General features: G+C 70.6%; 13 protein-coding genes. 5 read left to right on the forward strand and 8 right to left on the reverse strand.

Annotated features, from left to right (window positions below):
• Position 1 precedes the first annotated feature (1 nt).
• The 6 genes from KLK06_RS29015 to KLK06_RS29040 form a co-directional block, all read right to left on the reverse strand.
• Positions 2-1,054 (reverse strand): ADP-ribosylglycohydrolase family protein, encoded by a 1,053-nt coding sequence (locus tag KLK06_RS29015; protein WP_214638806.1) that lies wholly within the window; start codon positions 1,052-1,054, stop codon positions 2-4.
• Positions 1,051-2,364, reverse strand: a complete 1,314-nt coding sequence (locus tag KLK06_RS29020) for a sugar ABC transporter substrate-binding protein (RefSeq protein ID WP_214638807.1) — start codon at positions 2,362-2,364, stop codon at positions 1,051-1,053. The genes KLK06_RS29015 and KLK06_RS29020 overlap by 4 nt, the downstream gene beginning before the upstream one ends.
• A 9-nt stretch (positions 2,365-2,373) precedes the next feature.
• Entirely contained in the window at positions 2,374-3,192 is an 819-nt protein-coding gene (locus tag KLK06_RS29025; protein ID WP_214638808.1) for a carbohydrate ABC transporter permease, read from the reverse strand.
• The gene (locus tag KLK06_RS29030; RefSeq protein ID WP_214638809.1) at positions 3,189-4,100 is read right to left on the reverse strand and encodes a carbohydrate ABC transporter permease; all 912 of its coding nucleotides are present in this window, start codon (positions 4,098-4,100) and stop codon (positions 3,189-3,191) included. The genes KLK06_RS29025 and KLK06_RS29030 overlap by 4 nt, the downstream gene beginning before the upstream one ends.
• On the reverse strand, positions 4,097-5,125 hold the full coding sequence (locus tag KLK06_RS29035) for a LacI family DNA-binding transcriptional regulator (RefSeq protein ID WP_214638810.1): 1,029 nt from the start codon (positions 5,123-5,125) through the stop codon (positions 4,097-4,099). Before KLK06_RS29035 ends, KLK06_RS29030 begins: the two co-directional genes overlap by 4 nt.
• 243 nt (positions 5,126-5,368) lie before the next feature.
• Entirely contained in the window at positions 5,369-6,583 is a 1,215-nt protein-coding gene (locus tag KLK06_RS29040; protein WP_308168497.1) for an MFS transporter, read from the reverse strand.
• 41 nt (positions 6,584-6,624) lie between these two features.
• Here KLK06_RS29040 and KLK06_RS29045 point away from each other — a divergent pair, with 41 nt between their 5' ends.
• Positions 6,625-7,884, forward strand: a complete 1,260-nt coding sequence (locus KLK06_RS29045; protein ID WP_214638811.1) for an ROK family protein — start codon at positions 6,625-6,627, stop codon at positions 7,882-7,884.
• 606 nt (positions 7,885-8,490) lie between these two features.
• Complete coding sequence (mihF, locus tag KLK06_RS29050; RefSeq protein WP_214638812.1) at positions 8,491-8,796, forward strand: integration host factor, actinobacterial type; 306 nt, start codon at positions 8,491-8,493, stop codon at positions 8,794-8,796.
• Positions 8,797-8,891: 95 nt separating this feature from the next.
• On the opposite strand, the gene KLK06_RS29055 is transcribed toward mihF, so the two are convergent.
• Together KLK06_RS29055 and KLK06_RS29060 are read right to left on the reverse strand one after the other, a co-directional pair.
• Complete coding sequence (locus tag KLK06_RS29055; protein WP_214638813.1) at positions 8,892-9,539, reverse strand: response regulator transcription factor; 648 nt, start codon at positions 9,537-9,539, stop codon at positions 8,892-8,894.
• The gene (locus KLK06_RS29060; protein WP_250906169.1) at positions 9,530-10,765 is read right to left on the reverse strand and encodes a sensor histidine kinase; all 1,236 of its coding nucleotides are present in this window, start codon (positions 10,763-10,765) and stop codon (positions 9,530-9,532) included. Before KLK06_RS29060 ends, KLK06_RS29055 begins: the two co-directional genes overlap by 10 nt.
• A 197-nt stretch (positions 10,766-10,962) precedes the next feature.
• On the opposite strand from KLK06_RS29060, the gene KLK06_RS29065 reads away from it, so the two are divergent.
• The 3 genes from KLK06_RS29065 to KLK06_RS29075 all read left to right on the forward strand — a co-directional run bounded on the left by KLK06_RS29065 (position 10,963) and on the right by KLK06_RS29075 (position 15,373).
• Entirely contained in the window at positions 10,963-12,246 is a 1,284-nt protein-coding gene (locus tag KLK06_RS29065) for an acyltransferase (RefSeq protein WP_214638815.1), read from the forward strand.
• 48 nt (positions 12,247-12,294) lie between these two features.
• Entirely contained in the window at positions 12,295-12,792 is a 498-nt protein-coding gene (locus KLK06_RS29070; protein ID WP_214638816.1) for a GNAT family N-acetyltransferase, read from the forward strand.
• A gap of 73 nt (positions 12,793-12,865) precedes the next feature.
• Positions 12,866-15,373, forward strand: coding sequence for an RNA helicase (locus KLK06_RS29075; protein WP_214639008.1), 2,508 nt, complete (start codon positions 12,866-12,868; stop codon positions 15,371-15,373).
• Positions 15,374-15,525: the final 152 nt, after the last annotated feature.

Raw genomic sequence — 15,525 nt, forward strand, 5'->3', positions numbered from 1 at the left:
CCTACAGTCCTTCCGCCAGTTCGTCGGCGACGTCCAGCACGTGCCTGCCCGCCACGACGGGCAGGCATTTACCCGTCACCGGGCCTATCCTGCTCGCCCAGCGTTCCGGGACGCCGTCCCGCCCCTGCCCGGCACCCGCGATGGCACCGGCGATGGCACCGATGGTGTCGGCGTCGCGGCCGAGGCTCACCCCGAACGTGACGGTGGTCTCGACGTCGCCGCCGCCCACCAGGTACGCGGCCAGGGCGAGCGCCACGGCCTCGGGCGCCACGTCGGTCCAGGGATAATGCTCGACCACGACGGCCTGGTGAAGCGCTTCGACGACCGGCAGCTCGTCGTCACCTGAGACGGCCACCTGGCCGCCCGGCACACTGTCGCGGCCTCGCACGACGTCGCCACCTCGCACCGCATCGCGGGCTCGCACAACGTCGGAGGCCCGCACCACATCGCGGGCCCGTACGATGTCGCGCGCCGTCCACGAGTCCGCGGGGATCACCGACAGCGCGGCGGCCACCACCTCCTGCGGCGCGGCGCCGGTCATCGCGGCGGCCACCGCCCCGGCGACGGCCCGCCCGCCCAGCACGCCCTCCCCCGACTGGCTGACCCGCCCGTCCTGCTCGACGAGCCGGGCGGCCTCCGCCGGGTCGCCGGGGCAGAACACGCCGTACGGCGCCGCCCGCATGGCCAGCCCGTCGGACCAGCCGTGCTGGTGCACGAGCCCGGTCAGCGGCGGTTCCAGCCCGCGCCTGAGCGCCTCGATGGTGCCGAGTTCGGAGAACCCGGCGCCGCGCATCGGCCCCGTCACCAGCGGGATGATCTCCGTCCGGTAGGCGTGGGCCACGTCGGCCGAGGTCAGTGCGTGCCCGTGCCGGACCAGCAGCGAGGCGGCGAAGATGGCGTACTCGGTGTCGTCGGTCCCGCCGCCCTCGATCTCGGTGAGCCGGCCCCAGCGCCGGCGGATCTCCGCCGGCGTGAGGTTCTCCGCGGGCGCCCCGAGGGCGTCGCCGGCCGCGAGGCCGAGCAGACACCCCCGGGCCCTGTCGCGATAAGTCACCGCTGGTACCGCTCCAGCACCTTGTTACCGTCCGCCACCAGCTTCGCCGCCGCGTCGTCGATCGAGATCTTGTTGGCGTAGTACTGCTGCAGGACCGGCGTAGCGACCTTGCTCTTCCACTCGTCGAACCCGTTGACCTTGAGGAACGGCGCCACGACGAGGTTCTTGCCGGAGGCGGTGGCCACGTCCCAGCCGTTCTCCTTGGTGGTCATCGCCGGGTCGGCGGCGGCCTTGGTGGAGGTGGGCAGCAGCCAGTCGCCCTTGGCGAGCTTGGCCTGGTTGGGGCCGTTCAGGAAGAAGGAGATGAACTTCAGCGCCTCGTCCGGGTGCTTGCTGTCGGCGGCGACGGACAGGGTCTGCGAGACCGCGCCCTGGTCGCTGGTGGTGCCCTTCAGCGGCGGGAGCGTGACCCAGTCGAAGCCCTTGGGCGCCTGCTCGACGACCTGCTGACGCAGGTAGACGCCGACCGGCAGCATCGCGTACTTGCCGGCGAAGAAGCCGGGCAGCGGGTCGGCGGTGCCCATGCCGAGCGCCGAGGTGTCGGCGGACTTGTCCTTGTAGAGCTGGTCGTGGATGCGCTGGAGTACCTGCTTCTCCTCCGGGCCCACCTTGACGGTCGTCTTGCCGTCGGTGGTCTGGAAGAAGGTTCCGCCGAAGTTGAGCGCCAGGTTGAGCGTCTTGTTGACCGGCGACTTCATCGGCCAGGCGACGCCGTACGCGCCGCTCTTGGTCAGCTTCTTGCTGATCTCGGCGAACTCGTCCCACGTCCAGGGGTTGTCGGAGGTGGGGACGCGCACCTTGGCGGCGTCGAGCAGCTTCTTGTTGGCGATGATGACCTGCGACTCCTGCAGGAACGGCACGCCGTACACGCCCTGGTTGCCCTTGCCGTCGTCGAAGGTGACGGTGTCCCAGGCGGGCTGCGGGATGTCGCTCTTGAGGTCGGCGGGCACCTTGTCCTTGAGGTCGAGCAGGTAGCCCTTGGAGGCGAAGCCCGACAGGGCCGGGGAGTCGTCGTGGATGACGTCCGGCGGGTCGCCGCCCTCGAAGGAGGTGACGAGCTGGTCGTTGACGTTGTCCCAGCTGCCCTGGACGTAGGTGACCTGGATGGCCGGGTTGGCCTTGTTCCACTCGTCGACGAGCTGCTTGTTGGCCGCGACCGACTCCTTCTGCCAGGCGAGGCTGAGGAAGTTGAGCTTGACCGGCTCTCCGGGCTTGGCGGACTCGCCGGAGCTCGCGCCGCCACCGCCCCCACCGCACCCGGCGGCCAAGGCGACGATCGCCGCCGCCGCCAACGCGGATTTGATACGCATAAGAGCCTCCTAGCCCTTCACAGCGCCGGCCATCAGGCCGGACCTCAGCCGTCGCTGGATGATTGCGAAAAAGATCAGGCTCGGGATCGTCGCCATGAGCGACGCCGCGGCCAGCGGGCCGAGCCTCGACACTCCCTCAGGGCCGGTGAACCTCACCAGCGTCAGTGGCAGCGTCATCACATCGGGGTCCTTGAGGACCACGAGCGCGAACAGGAACTCGTTCCACGAGGAGATGAACGAGAAGAGCAGCGTCGCCACCACGCCCGGCGCGAGCAGCGGCGCGACGATGCTGATGATCGACCGGACGCGGGTCGCGCCGTCCATGGCCGCGGCCTCCTCCAGCTCGCGCGGCACGGACCGCACGTACCCCTGGAGCATCCACAGCGCGAACGGCAGCGTGAACGTCACGTGCACGACCACCAGGCCGAACAGGGTGTTCACCAGGTCGAGCTGCTTGAGCACCATGAACAGCGGGATGATGATCAGGATGAACGGGAACACCTGGCTGACCAGCACCCACCCGAGCGCCACCCGCTTGAGCACGCCCTGGTAACGGGCCAGCGCGTAGGAGGCCGGCAGGGAGACGGCCACCGTCAGCACCGAGCTGGACAGGGCCACGATCAGGCTGCGCAGTCCCGCCCCCACCAGGTCCTGCTCACCGAACGCGTCGGTGAAGTTGGCCAGCGTCGGCCGGTCCGGGATCCACGTCGGGTGCAGGTTGGCCATCTCCTGCGGCGTCTTGAGCGCCGTGGACAGCAGCCACACCAGCGGGAACGCCAGAAAGACCATGTAGGCCAGGAGTGCCGCGTACTGCGGGATCTTCTTCATGACGCCTCCCGCATCTGCCGCCAGAGATAGAAGCCGAGCAGGCCCAGCACGACGATCACGATGGTGACGCCCATGGTCGCCGCGTAGCCGAAGAAGCCGTAGCGGAACGCCTCCTCGTAGGCGAACAGCATCGGCAGCCTCGTCCGCCCTCCGGGACCACCCTGCGTGAGCACGTAGACGAGGGTGAACTGGTTGACGTTCCACACGAAGTCGAGCGAGGTGATGGTGACGATGACCGGCCGCAACTGCGGCAGCGTGATGCTCCAGAACTTCCGCCAGCTACCCGCGCCGTCGACCTCGCCCGCCTCGTAGAGCTCCCTGGGGATGCCCTGCAGGCCGGCCAGGAGCACGACCGTGGTCTGCGGCATGCCGCTCCAGACGCCCATGACGATGATGGCGGGCAGGGCCCAGTTGAAGTCGGCGAGCCAGTTGATGTCGGTGCCGAACGTGGTGTTCACGATCCCGGCGTCGGGGTGGTAGACCAGCCGCCACATCAGGCCGATGACCACGGGCGGCATCGCCCACGGCACCACGGCCAGCACCCGGGCCAGCCCCCTGAACCACAGCTGCTGGTTGAGCAGCAGCGCCAGTCCCAGAGAGGCCAGGAACTGCAGCACGGTCACCGACACGGCCCAGATCAGGCCGATCCTGATCGACGCCCAGAAGTCCTCGTCGGCGAGCAGGGTGCCGAAGTTCTCCAGGCCGACGAAGCTGGTGACGTGGTTGCGGCCCGACTCGGCGTCGGTGAAGGCCAGGCCGATGCCGTACAGCAGCGGGCCCACGCTGAACAGCAGGACCGGCACCAGCGCGGGCAGCATGAGCACCCACATCTCGCGGTTCTGCCGCGAGACGCCGCCCTTACGCCTGCGCCGCGGCGCCTGCGCGGGCCTGGTCGCGGTCACCGTCATGAAGACCTTCCTCCTTCGGACGCCTCGCCCGCGGTGGACGCGCGGACCACCAGGCGGGGCAGGACGGTGACCAGGCGGGGCTCGCGGTCGCCGTGTCGCAGCCGGTCGAGCAGCAGTTCGGCGGCGGCCTTGCCGCGTTCGGCGGAGCCCAGCGAGACGCTGGTGAGCGACGGCCAGGAGGCGGCGGCCAGGTCGGTGTCGTCCATGCCGACCACCGCCACGTCCTGCGGCACCCGCTTGCCCGCGGCGCGCAGCACGTCGAGCGCGCCCAGCGCGATCAGGTCGTTGGCGCACATCAGCGCGTCGATGTCGGGCACCCGCCGCAGCAGCGCCGCCACCGCGCGCCGGCCCTCCTCGCGGTAGAAGTCGCCGATCTCCACCAGTCGCTCGTCGTACCGCAGGCCGACCGCCTCCAGCGCCTCACGGTAGGCGGCGCCGCGGGCGGCTCCGGGCACGGTGTCGAGCGGGCCGTTGACCATCCCGATCCGGCGGCGGCCGAGGGCGTACAGGTGGTCGATGGCGAGCCGGACGCCGGTGCGCGAGTCCGCGCGTACGTTGTCGACCCGCGTCCCCTCGGGCACCGAGCCGATGATCACGACGGGCGCCCGGGCGGTGGCGAGCATCCGCAGGTGCGTCTCGGTGACGCGCAGCGGGCTCATGATCAGCCCGTCGACGTAGCGCTCGCCGAGGCTGTGCAGCACGTCGATCTCGTCGGCGGCGACGGCGTCGGTGGAGTGCAGCACCAGCCGGTAGCCGGCCGCCTTGAGCACGGGCTGAATCTCCCGCAGCATGGCCAGGTAGGCCGGGTTGCCGACGTCGGCCATGGCGAATGCGACCTGGTGCGTGCGGCGCGACTTGAGCGATCTGGCCACGGCGTTGCGTACGTAGCCGAGCTCATCGGCGGCGGCCATCACCTTGCGCACGGTCTCCTGCCTGGTCGGCAGGCCGTTCAGCACCCGCGAGACCGAGGCGATGGAGACGCCCGCGCGCTCGGCGATCGTGGTGATCGTGGGTCCGTCGGCCACCGCTCTCCTTCCATGCGCGTCGATGATTCCGTAAAATCGCTGTAAACGTTTACGGCGTGTGGCACATGAAACATGCACGTTACGTATGGGGTCAAGTCACGATCACATAACGCCAGGTCAAGCCCCCACCTGGGGCTCCGGCCGGTGGAGGGACGGCCCGTGGAGGAATGGCCCGCCCTCCGTACCGGATCGGGTCGGATCAGCGCGCGCAGGCCGGGACGGGGGCGGGAGCGGGGGTGCGGATCAGGGCGCTTCGGCCGGGACGGGGGCAGAGGCGGAGGTGCGGATCAGGGCGCGGATGGCGGGCGTGCCCGCGAGGGCGACGGCGGCGGCCAGCAGGGCCGGGAGGATCAGCGCGACCCGCAGCGACCAGGTCTGCGCGAGGAAGCCGAGCAGCGCGGGCCCCACCAGCAGCCCGCTGTAGCCGAACGCCGTGACCAGGGCCAGCGCGCGGCCGACCCGGTTGCCCGCCGCGCCCACCGCGCTGAAGATCACCGGAACGACGGTGGCCAGCCCGACGCCCGCGAGCGCCCAGCCGGTCCACGCGCACACCACCTGGAGCCCGTCACCGGCGAGCGGCGCGACGAGGACGAGCGCGTATCCGAAGGTGGCGACCAGCCCGGCGAGCTGGATCGTGCGCACGGAGCCGAGACGCGCCCGGATCGGATCACCCAGCAGCCGCACGGTCGTCATGGCCACCGAGAAGATCGTGTAGGCGAGCGGCGCGGCGGCGGGGTCGGTGTGCAGCACCCAGCGAGCGTGCAGGGCGGCCCAGTCGATGGCCGCGCCCTCGCTCAGGTGCCCGGCGAACGCGGCGACACCGAGCAGCGCGACCAACCCCCAGCGCAGCGGGCTTGCCTCGGGTGCGGTGGCCGCGTCCCCGGTGACGTGCTGGGGCGGGTCCGGCAGCAGCAGCCGGGCGGCCGGCACGTACAGGAACGGCACCACGATCGCCGCCCCCACCAGCAGCGCCTGCGGGTCCAGCCCGGCCTTCAGCGCCCCGGCGGTCAGCGCGCCGCCAGCGGCACCGCCCAGGCTCCACGTGCCGTGGAAGGCCGAGATGATCGGCCGGCCGTAGACGCGTTCGACCTCGACCGAGTGGGAGTTCATGGCCACCTCGGTCACTCCCAGGCCGATCCCGAACACCACGGCCAGCACGGCCAGCGCCAGGTAGGAGGAGGCGAGGGCGGGCCCGAGCAGGACGGCCGCCGACAGCGGGCCGCCGACCCAGCAGACGACCCGGCTCGACCACCTGTCCACGAGCGGCCCCGCCACCAGCATCGACACCAGCGCGCCGCACGACACCAGCAGCAGGACGCTGCCGAGCCTGGCCGGGCCGAGCTCCAAGCGGTCGTTGAGCGACGGCAACCCCGCCGCCCACAGGCCCATCACCAACCCGCTGAGAAAGAAAAAGGAGAAGACTGCAATACGGGCGCGCTTGGCGTCTCTTTTGTTCACGGCTAGAGCATAATAACCCGGATGAGGCGCACACAATGGTGATGAACGGTGCGACGACCAGCGCCGGCCTACGGGCGTACAACCGGGTGCGACTGCTGCGGGCGGTCCACGACTGCGGCGCGACCCGCACCCGGTCGAAGCTGACCCAGGACCTGGGGTTGGCCCGAGGTACGGCGTCGGTGCTGGTCAGTGGCCTGGTCGACGACCGGCTGCTGCATGAGGAGCCGTCGGCCGAGCACGGCAGAGGACGGCCCACGCAGGTGCCGGGCCCGCACCCCGAGGGGCCGCTGGCGCTGGCCGTGGACGTCCGGGAGGACTCGTGGGAGGTCGCGGCGTGCGAGCTGGGCGGCCGGGCCACGGTGCTGGAGGTACGGCGGCACGACGGCACGCCGGAGGGGGCCCTCGGGCCGCTGGGTGAAGTGCTGCGCAAGCAGCTCGGGCGGCTCGGGTCCCGGGTGATCGGGGTGGGCGTGGCCGTGGCGGGGCCGGTGCGCGACGGCGGCCTGGTGGACGTGGCACACCTGCGCTGGCGCTCGGTGGACGTACCCGCGCTGCTCGACCTCGGTGCCGCGGTCCCGGGCGGGCCGCGGGTGGGGAACGACACGGCCTTCGCGGCTTTGGCCGAGGCGCGGCGGGGGCGCTTGCGTGGGATCGGGGTGGGGCTGCACGTCCATGTGGACTTCGACTTGGGCGGCGTGCTCGTGGTGGACGGCCGCCCGCTGGAGGGGGCCGGCGGGATGGGCGCCGAGTTCGGCCACATGCCGCTCACGGGCGGCGACGCGCCCTGCATGTGCGGCGCGCACGGCTGCTGGGGGCTGGAGGTCGGAGCGAACGCGCTCCTGCGCCACATGGGCCTGGCGTACGGCGGCGGCCAGGGCCGCGACGACGCCCGCCGCATCCTCGCCGCAGCCGAGACAGGCGCTGAAACGGACGCCGTGACGAACGGCGGCTCGAAGAGCGGCCAGGTCCCGGTCTCGGACGGCCGGCCGGATGGCGGGGCGGCGCTGCGTGCGGTCGCGACGAACGCGCGGGCACTCGGCCGAGGGCTGGCGGCGCTGGTGAACGCGCACGATCCGGCGGTGGTGACCCTGTCCGGCCTGGGCGTCGACCTGTACGATCGAGCGCTCCCCACCTTGATGGAGTCATTCGGCCGCGGTCTGATGACGATCCGCGGCGAGCGGCCACCTGTGATAGGCCCCTCGGCCCTGGGCTGGCACGGTCCGCTGGTCGGCGCCATGGAGTCGGTGTTCGACATGTTCCTCACCGTCTCCGGCGTCGAATCCTGGCACGGCGGCGGGTAGACACCCCGCCCACCGGGCCGCCTAAGGCAGCCGAGAGCGACCCGGCCGACGGGCTCGGCCGCGGGTTCGCGAGGTAGGGGAAGGCTTGGTTCAGCATCCTGACCTCCCGCTTTAAGGACACCCCCATGCCGTCATCGTACGTCGAGGTGCTGGTCGACGTCCTGCAGCCCCGCCTCGCCGGAGCGTCGCCCGCCCGCTTTCACCGCCCACGACACGCCCGAACGGCGAATGTGACGGATACCACGCGCAAGGGCGCAAACCACCCATACGATTCGTGATCTTGCTGAGCCGGCCCGGCGGCCCCGGCCGAGCCGGCACCGGCTGGCGGGGAGCCGTACGACCTGGTAAGAGACCATTTCAGGTCCCCTCTGAGGTGGCTTCTCCCCCCAGGCGGGCTACGGTGTGGAGGAACGCGTGGTCGGCGGCACAGGAGCCGGCGGCGGCATGGTCACGCGGGACGTGACGCGCGCCGAGGCGGCCGCTTCGACGTGGCACACACGCTGAGCGGGCGCTTTCCACAACACGAACCGCTGGTATCCGCCATGATTAGCCACTGCACTACGGGTTACAGAATCCCCGATCCCACATTCCCCAAGGAGAACCGAGATGGCACTTCCCATTCTCACCCCCGAGCAGCGCAAGGCGGCTCTGGAGAAGGCCGCGGAGGCACGCGCGGCTCGCACCGCTCTGCTGGCCAAGGTCAAGGCCGGTGAGCTGACCTTCGCGCAGCTGCTGGAGCGCGATGACGACATCGCCAAGAAGATCAAGGTGTCGCAGGCCCTGCGCGCGGTCAAGGGCGTCGGCCCGGCCAAGGCCACCGCGCTGATGGAGGAGGCCGGCGTCGACGAGAAGCGCCGCCTCGGCGGCCTGGGCGCCCAGCAGCGCAAGAAGCTGGTCGACGCGCTCGGCTGACCACCGGGCGGCCAGGTCCGCGCGCGACGCCGCGCGGACCGGCCAGCGCTCCGGCGCGCGGAGATCGAGCGAGCGGGTCAGGGCCGCAGACCGGGTCAGGACCGCAGATAGGCGAGTACGGCCAGCACGCGCCGATGCTGATCGCTGTCGTCGGCGTAGAGTCCGAGCTTGCTGAAGATGCTCCTGATGTGCTTCTCCACGGCCCCGTCGCTGATGACGAGCTGCCTGCCGATGGCGGGATTGGACTTCCCCTCAGCCATCAGCTCGAGCACCTCCCGCTCGCGCGGCGTGAGCTGCGCCAACGGGTCGTCCCTGCGCCTGCGCACCATCAATTGGGACACCACCTGAGGATCGAACACGGTCCCCCCTGCGGCGACCCGCCGGAGGCCCTCCATGAACTCGTCCACGTCCACGACCCGGTCCTTCAGCAGGTAGCCCACGGCGCCCCGGGCGTCGGCGAGCAGGTCGTCGGCGTAGGAGACCTCGACGTACTGCGACAGGATCAGCACCGGCGCCCCCGGGACCCGGCGGCGCGCCTCCACGGCGGCCCTGAGCCCCTCGTCGGTGAACGACGGCGGCATCCGCACGTCGACCACCGACACGTCCGGCCGGTGCTCGGCCACCGCCTCGACGAGCCCGTCCCCGTCACCGACGGTCGCGACCACCTCGCAGCCGAACTCTTCGAGCAGCCTGACCAGGCCCTCCCTGATCAATACCGCGTCATCGGCCACGACTACGCGCACGGCACCTCCGCCACGATCACAGTCGGCCCGCCGTCCGGTGACTGCACGGCCAGCTCCCCGTCGACTGCGCGGAGCCGGTCGGCCAGACCGGCGAGACCGTGTCCCTTGGCGACGTGTGCGCCGCCGACCCCATCATCCCCGATGGTGAGCATGAGAATGTCACCGATGCGGATGAGCTGGATCGTGCAGATGGTGGCGCGGCTGTGCTTGGCGACGTTCGTGAGCGTCTCGGCGACGACGAAGTAGATGGCGTTCTCGACCGCGGCCTGGTAGCGCTGGACGGTCTGCACGTCGAGATCGACCGGGATGGTGCAGCGCCCGGCGAGGGCGGCGAGCGCCGGGGCGAGGCCGCGGTCGGACAGGATGGGCGGCGCGATGCCGCGTGACAGGGCGCGCAGCTCGTCGAGCGTCTCGCGGGTGGCGGTGATCGCCGAGCTGATCGTGGCCTGCGCGGCGTCGGGGTCCTTACTCATCTGCCGCTGCGCCCTGGACAGCTCCATGGCCAGCGAGACCAGGCGCTGCTGTGGGCCGTCGTGGATGTCGCGCTCCAGCTTGCGCAGCGCGTTGGCCTCGGCGGAGACGGCCGCGGCCCGGCCCTCGGCCAGGTCGTCGATGCGCTCCTGCAGCTCGGCGACGCCGGTCAGCAGCGCCCGGCCGATCCCGGACCGCAGCAGCGCGGAGCCGCGCGTCATGATCGGCATGATGAGCAGGCCGATCAGGCCGAGGACGACGTAGAAGACCGAGTTCACCCAGTAGCCCCGCCCGATTCCGAGCAGCTCGGGCAGCTCGACGTTGTCGGGGATGCGCGAGGTGATGAGGCCGTACAGGGGGTAGGTCAGCCCGGCGATCGGCAGCGCCCAGAACACCACGGTCAGCACGAACGACACGATGGCCAGCGGGAAGTTGATGATCCCGTGCAGCAGGTCGAGCCATGACTGCCCGCTGGTCATCGGGTTCACCAGCCGGCGGAACCGGCCGGCCCCGGCGGGCGCGGGCTTGTAGCGGGGGCGTACCGGCGGTCGCTTGAGCACGTCGGAGAGCCAGCCGCGCTCCGCGTCCGCGAAACCCCGGGCGATCATGAGCGTCCCCGCGAGCAGCGGCACGCCGATCCACACGATCGTCGTGCTCACACCGGCGGCCATGCCGGCGACCAGGAGCACGAAGGCGATGACGGCCGTGGGGAAGCCGACCAGCGTGTAGCGGGTGTCCAGGAGGACACGTCTCATGAGGGAGCGCATGGCGTTCACGGTACGACTCTGGCACGCCCGGATCGACCCGGTGCGCCGGTATATGGCGGTAGGGCCTGCCCTACCTTCCGTGGTGGTGTGATCTTGCCTCCAATACGGCGGCTCACGGCACTGTGCCGGAGCGGGCGCGGCGGGAGTCTTGAGGCCTCACCTTCCCGGATGAATCGAGGCCCCCCATGACCGCGTTGCTCGACCACCCGGCACCTTTGCCGGCGGCCGCTGTACCGGTCCGCCCCGCCCCGGCGAAGAGGGCGACGGTCAGGGACCCGTTCATCGACATCCTGCGGGTGTTCGGCATGGCGCTGGTGGTGCTGCAGCACTGGACGATCCCGGTGCTCGCCTTCGACGGGGCCCGCCTGACGACCGGCAACGCCCTGTCGACGCCGGGAGTGTGGGTGGTGACCTGGGTGAGCCAGGTGATGCCGCTGGTGTTCTTCGCGGGCGGCGCCGCCAACGCCATCAGCTTCGGCCGGGCGGCGCACGGGGGGCCGCGGTGGCTGGCCACCCGGCTGCGCCGGCTGGCCTGGCCCATCCTGCCGCTGGCCGCGGTCTGGATCCCGCTCCCCCAGTTGCTGGTCACTCTGGGCGTGCCCACGCAGCCGCTGGAGGTGGGCTCGACGATCACCGGCCAGCTCCTGTGGTTCCTCGCCGTCTACTTGATCGCGGTCACGGCCACTCCGTACATGATGAGGCTGCACGACAGGTACGGCCTGCTCGTCCCGGTCGTCCTGGGGGCCGGGGCGGTGCTGACGGACGTGCTGCGGTTCTCGACCGGGCTGGACGCGCTGGGCTACCTCAACATCGTGTTCGTCTGGCTGGCGGTGCACCAGCTCGGTTTCCGGTACGCCGAAGGACGGCTGACGCGCCCCGGGCTGATGGCGATCGGCGGGTTCGGGGCCGCGGCGCTGCTCGTGGCGTTCGGCCCGTACCCGGGCAGCATGATCGGCCTGCCCGGCGCCGAGGTGTCGAACATGGCCCCGCCGACGCTGGCCATGCTGGCCGTCTCGGTCGGCCAGATCGGGCTGGCCACGCTGCTGCGGCCGTGGATCCTGCGGCTGCGGACCGAGAAGCTGCTGGCCTGGGCGGGGCCGCGCATCATGACCGTCTACCTGTGGCACATGCCGGCGCTGTTCGCGGTCACCGGCGTGGTCGTCGTCGGCCTCGGCATCGACACCCCGGCGCCGGGCGGCCTGGGCTGGTTCGCCGGGTGGCCGATCTGGTTCGGAGCGCTCTGCCTGGTGATGTGGCCGCTGCTGAAGGCCTTCTCCCGGTTCGAGGAGCCGCCGGCGCTGCCGTACGGCGAGGCCACGTGGCGCGGCGCGCTCACCTCGGCGGCGCTGGTCGGCGGCGGGCTGCTGGCGCTGACCGTGGCGGGGTTCGCGCCCGGCAACACGCCGTTCCTGGCGGTCCTGGCGATCCTGGGCGGGCTGCTGCTTACGGGTCCGAGGACCCGCGTGTGAGGATTCGGAAACACGGCGGTCATCCGAATCCTCGAAGAATATGGTCACATGACGCTCATCCAGCCCTTGTCCGAAGCCGACCTGCCCGCTGTCGCCGAGATCTACGCGCACTATGTGATGGATTCGGTGGCGACCTTCGACGAGACGCCCCTCGACACCGAGGCGTGGCGGCTGAAGGCGGCGGCGATCGCCGAGGTGGGCCTGCCGTTCCTGGTGGCCAAGGAGGGCGATCGGGTACTGGGGTTCGCCTACTGCGGGCGTTACCGCCCCAAGCCCGCCTACCGGCACACCGTCGAGGACACGATCTACCTCTCTCCCGGCGCGACCGGGCGCGGACTGGGCCGGCGGCTGCTCGCCGAACTGATCTCCCTTGCCTCCGAGGCCGGTGCCCGGCAGATGATCGCGGTGATCGCCGACGGCGGCGATCCGGCGTCGCTGAAGCTGCACGCCGCGTTCGGGTTCGCGGAGGCAGGCCGATTGAAGGCGGTCGGGTTCAAGCACGGGCGGTGGATCGACACCATCCTCTACCAGCTCGAACTCGCCTAGCACGGCGATATAGGACGGCCACCGGGCACTATCGGACCGGGTTGGGTTCGACCATCCAGCAAACTTCGGCAGGATAGAGGGTGTGAGCCTCCTCGTTGACCGCCTGCCGGAAGAGATCGACGCCGCCCCGGACGCCATTTTCGACGCGTTCGTTACCTGGAACTCCGAACGGGGGCTCACGCTCTATCCCGCTCAGGAGGAGGCGCTCATCGAGGTCGTCTCCGGGAGCAACGTGATCCTGGCCACCCCGACGGGCTCCGGAAAGAGCCTGGTCGCGGCGGGTGCCCACTTCGCCGCGCTGACCAGGGACATCCGCACCTTCTACACCGCGCCGATCAAGGCGCTGGTCTCGGAGAAGTTCTTCGACCTCGTCTCCGTCTTCGGCACCGAGAACGTCGGCATGATGACCGGCGACGCCAGCGTCAACCCGGGCGCCCCGATCATCTGTTGCACGGCCGAGATCCTGGCCAACGTGGCGCTGCGCGACGGCGCGGCGGCCGACATCGGCCAGGTCGTCATGGACGAGTTCCACTTCTACGCCGAGCCCGACCGGGGCTGGGCCTGGCAGGTGCCGCTGCTGGAGCTGCCGAACGTCCAGTTCGTGCTGATGTCGGCGACGCTCGGCGACGTCTCGATGTTCGAGCGCGACCTGACCCGGCGCACCGGGCGGCCCACCGCGGTCGTCAAGCACGCCGAGCGGCCGGTGCCGCTGATCTACTCCTACCGGATGACGCCCCTGCACGAGACGCTGGAGGAGATGCTCCGCACCGGCCAGGCCCCGGTCTACGTCGTGCACTTCACCCAGGCCGCCGCCATGGAGCGGGCGCAGTCCCTGATGTCGATCAACATGGCGACGAAGGCCGAGAAGGAGGCCATCGCCACGCTGATCGGCGGCTTCCGCTTCACCACCCGGTTCGGCCGGGCCCTGTCCCGGCTCGTCCGGCACGGCATCGGCGTCCACCACGCCGGGATGCTGCCCAAATACCGGCGGCTGGTGGAGCGGCTGGCCCAGGCCGGGCTGCTGAAGGTCATCTGCGGCACCGACACCCTCGGCGTCGGCGTCAACGTGCCGATCCGGACCGTGCTGTTCACCGCGCTGTCCAAGTACGACGGCAACAAGGTGCGCCGCCTGCGCGCCCGCGAGTTCCACCAGATCGCCGGGCGGGCCGGGCGGGCGGGCTTCGACACGATCGGCTACGTCGCCTGCCAGGCGCCCGAGCACGACGTCGAGAACGCCAAGGCGCTGGCGAAGATCGGCGACGACCCGAAGCGGCGGCGCGGCTACGCCCGCAAGAAGCCGCCGGAGGGGTTCGTCGGCTGGAGCGAGGAGACGTTCGAGAAGCTGCAGACCGCCGAGCCCGAGCCACTCAACTCCCGGTTCAAGGTCACCAACGCCATGCTGCTGGCGGTCATCAACCGGCCCGGCGACTGCTTCCAGGCGATGAAGCACCTGCTCACCGACAACCACGAGGACCGCAAGTGGCAGCGGCGGCACATCAGCCAGGCCATCGCCATCTACCGGTCGCTGCTGGCGGGCGGCATCGTCGAGCAGCTCGCCGAGGCCGACGAGCAGGGCCGGCGGGCCAGGCTGACGATCGACCTGCAGGAGGACTTCGCGCTCAACCAGGCGCTGTCCACGTTCGCGCTGGCCGCCTTCGACCTGCTCGACCACGACTCGCCGAGCTACGCCCTCGACATCGTGTCGATCGTCGAGTCCATCCTCGACGACCCGCGCCAGATCCTGTCGGCCCAGCTGAAGAAGGCCAGGGGCGAGGCCATCGGGCAGATGAAGGCCGACGGCATCGAGTACGAGGAGCGGATGGAGCAGCTCGCCGAGGTCATGTACCCGATGCCGCTCGAAGACCTGCTGCTCGGGGCGTACGAGACCTACCGGCGCGGGCATCCGTGGGTGGGCGACTACACGGTCAGCCCCAAGAGCGTGGTGCGCGACATGTACGAGCGCGCGATGACGTTCGCCGACTACATCCAGTTCTACGAGCTGGCCAGGTCGGAGGGCACGGTGCTGCGCTACCTGGCCGACGCCTACCGGACGCTGTCACGCACGGTCCCCGAGCACCTCAAGACCGAGGACCTCATCGACCTGATCGAGTGGCTGGGCGAGCTGGTCAGGCAGGTCGACTCCTCGCTCATCGACGAGTGGGAGAAGCTGGCCAACCCCGAGGAGGCGCTGGAGCGCAAGGACCAGCTCGAGGCCAAGGTCCGCCCGGTCACCGCCAACACGCGGGCGTTCCGGGTGCTGGTCCGCAACGCGATGTTCCGCCTGGTCGAGCTCTGCGCCATCGAGAAGGAGGACGAGCTGGCGGAGCTGGCGCCCGACGTCGACTGGGGCGCGGCGCTCGACGCCTACTACGCCGACCACGAGGAGATCTTCACCGACGCCGACGCGCGGGGTCCCGCGTTGCTGCGCATCGAGGAGGAGGACGGCCTGTGGAAGGTGCGCCAGACCATCAAGGATCCGGCCGGTGACGGCGACTGGGGCATCGACGCGCAGATCGACCTGGCCGGCTCCGACGAGGAGGGCCGCGCGGTGGTGCACGTGCAGGGCCTCAACAGGCTCTGACAAATAAGTCGTGTGCCGGAGCGGACTGGCAAGGGCGCCCCGGCACACGCCTGTTATCTAAGTCTCCGATAGCTAAGTTCGTCATCCCGTCATGGCAATGTCTCAAGATCGGGACATTTGGCGGGCTATCCGAGATCTCGTCCCGCTTCGCT

The organism is Nonomuraea sp. NEAU-A123 (assembly GCF_018603905.1).
In the GTDB taxonomy this organism is placed as follows: Bacteria; Actinomycetota; Actinomycetes; order Streptosporangiales; family Streptosporangiaceae; genus Nonomuraea.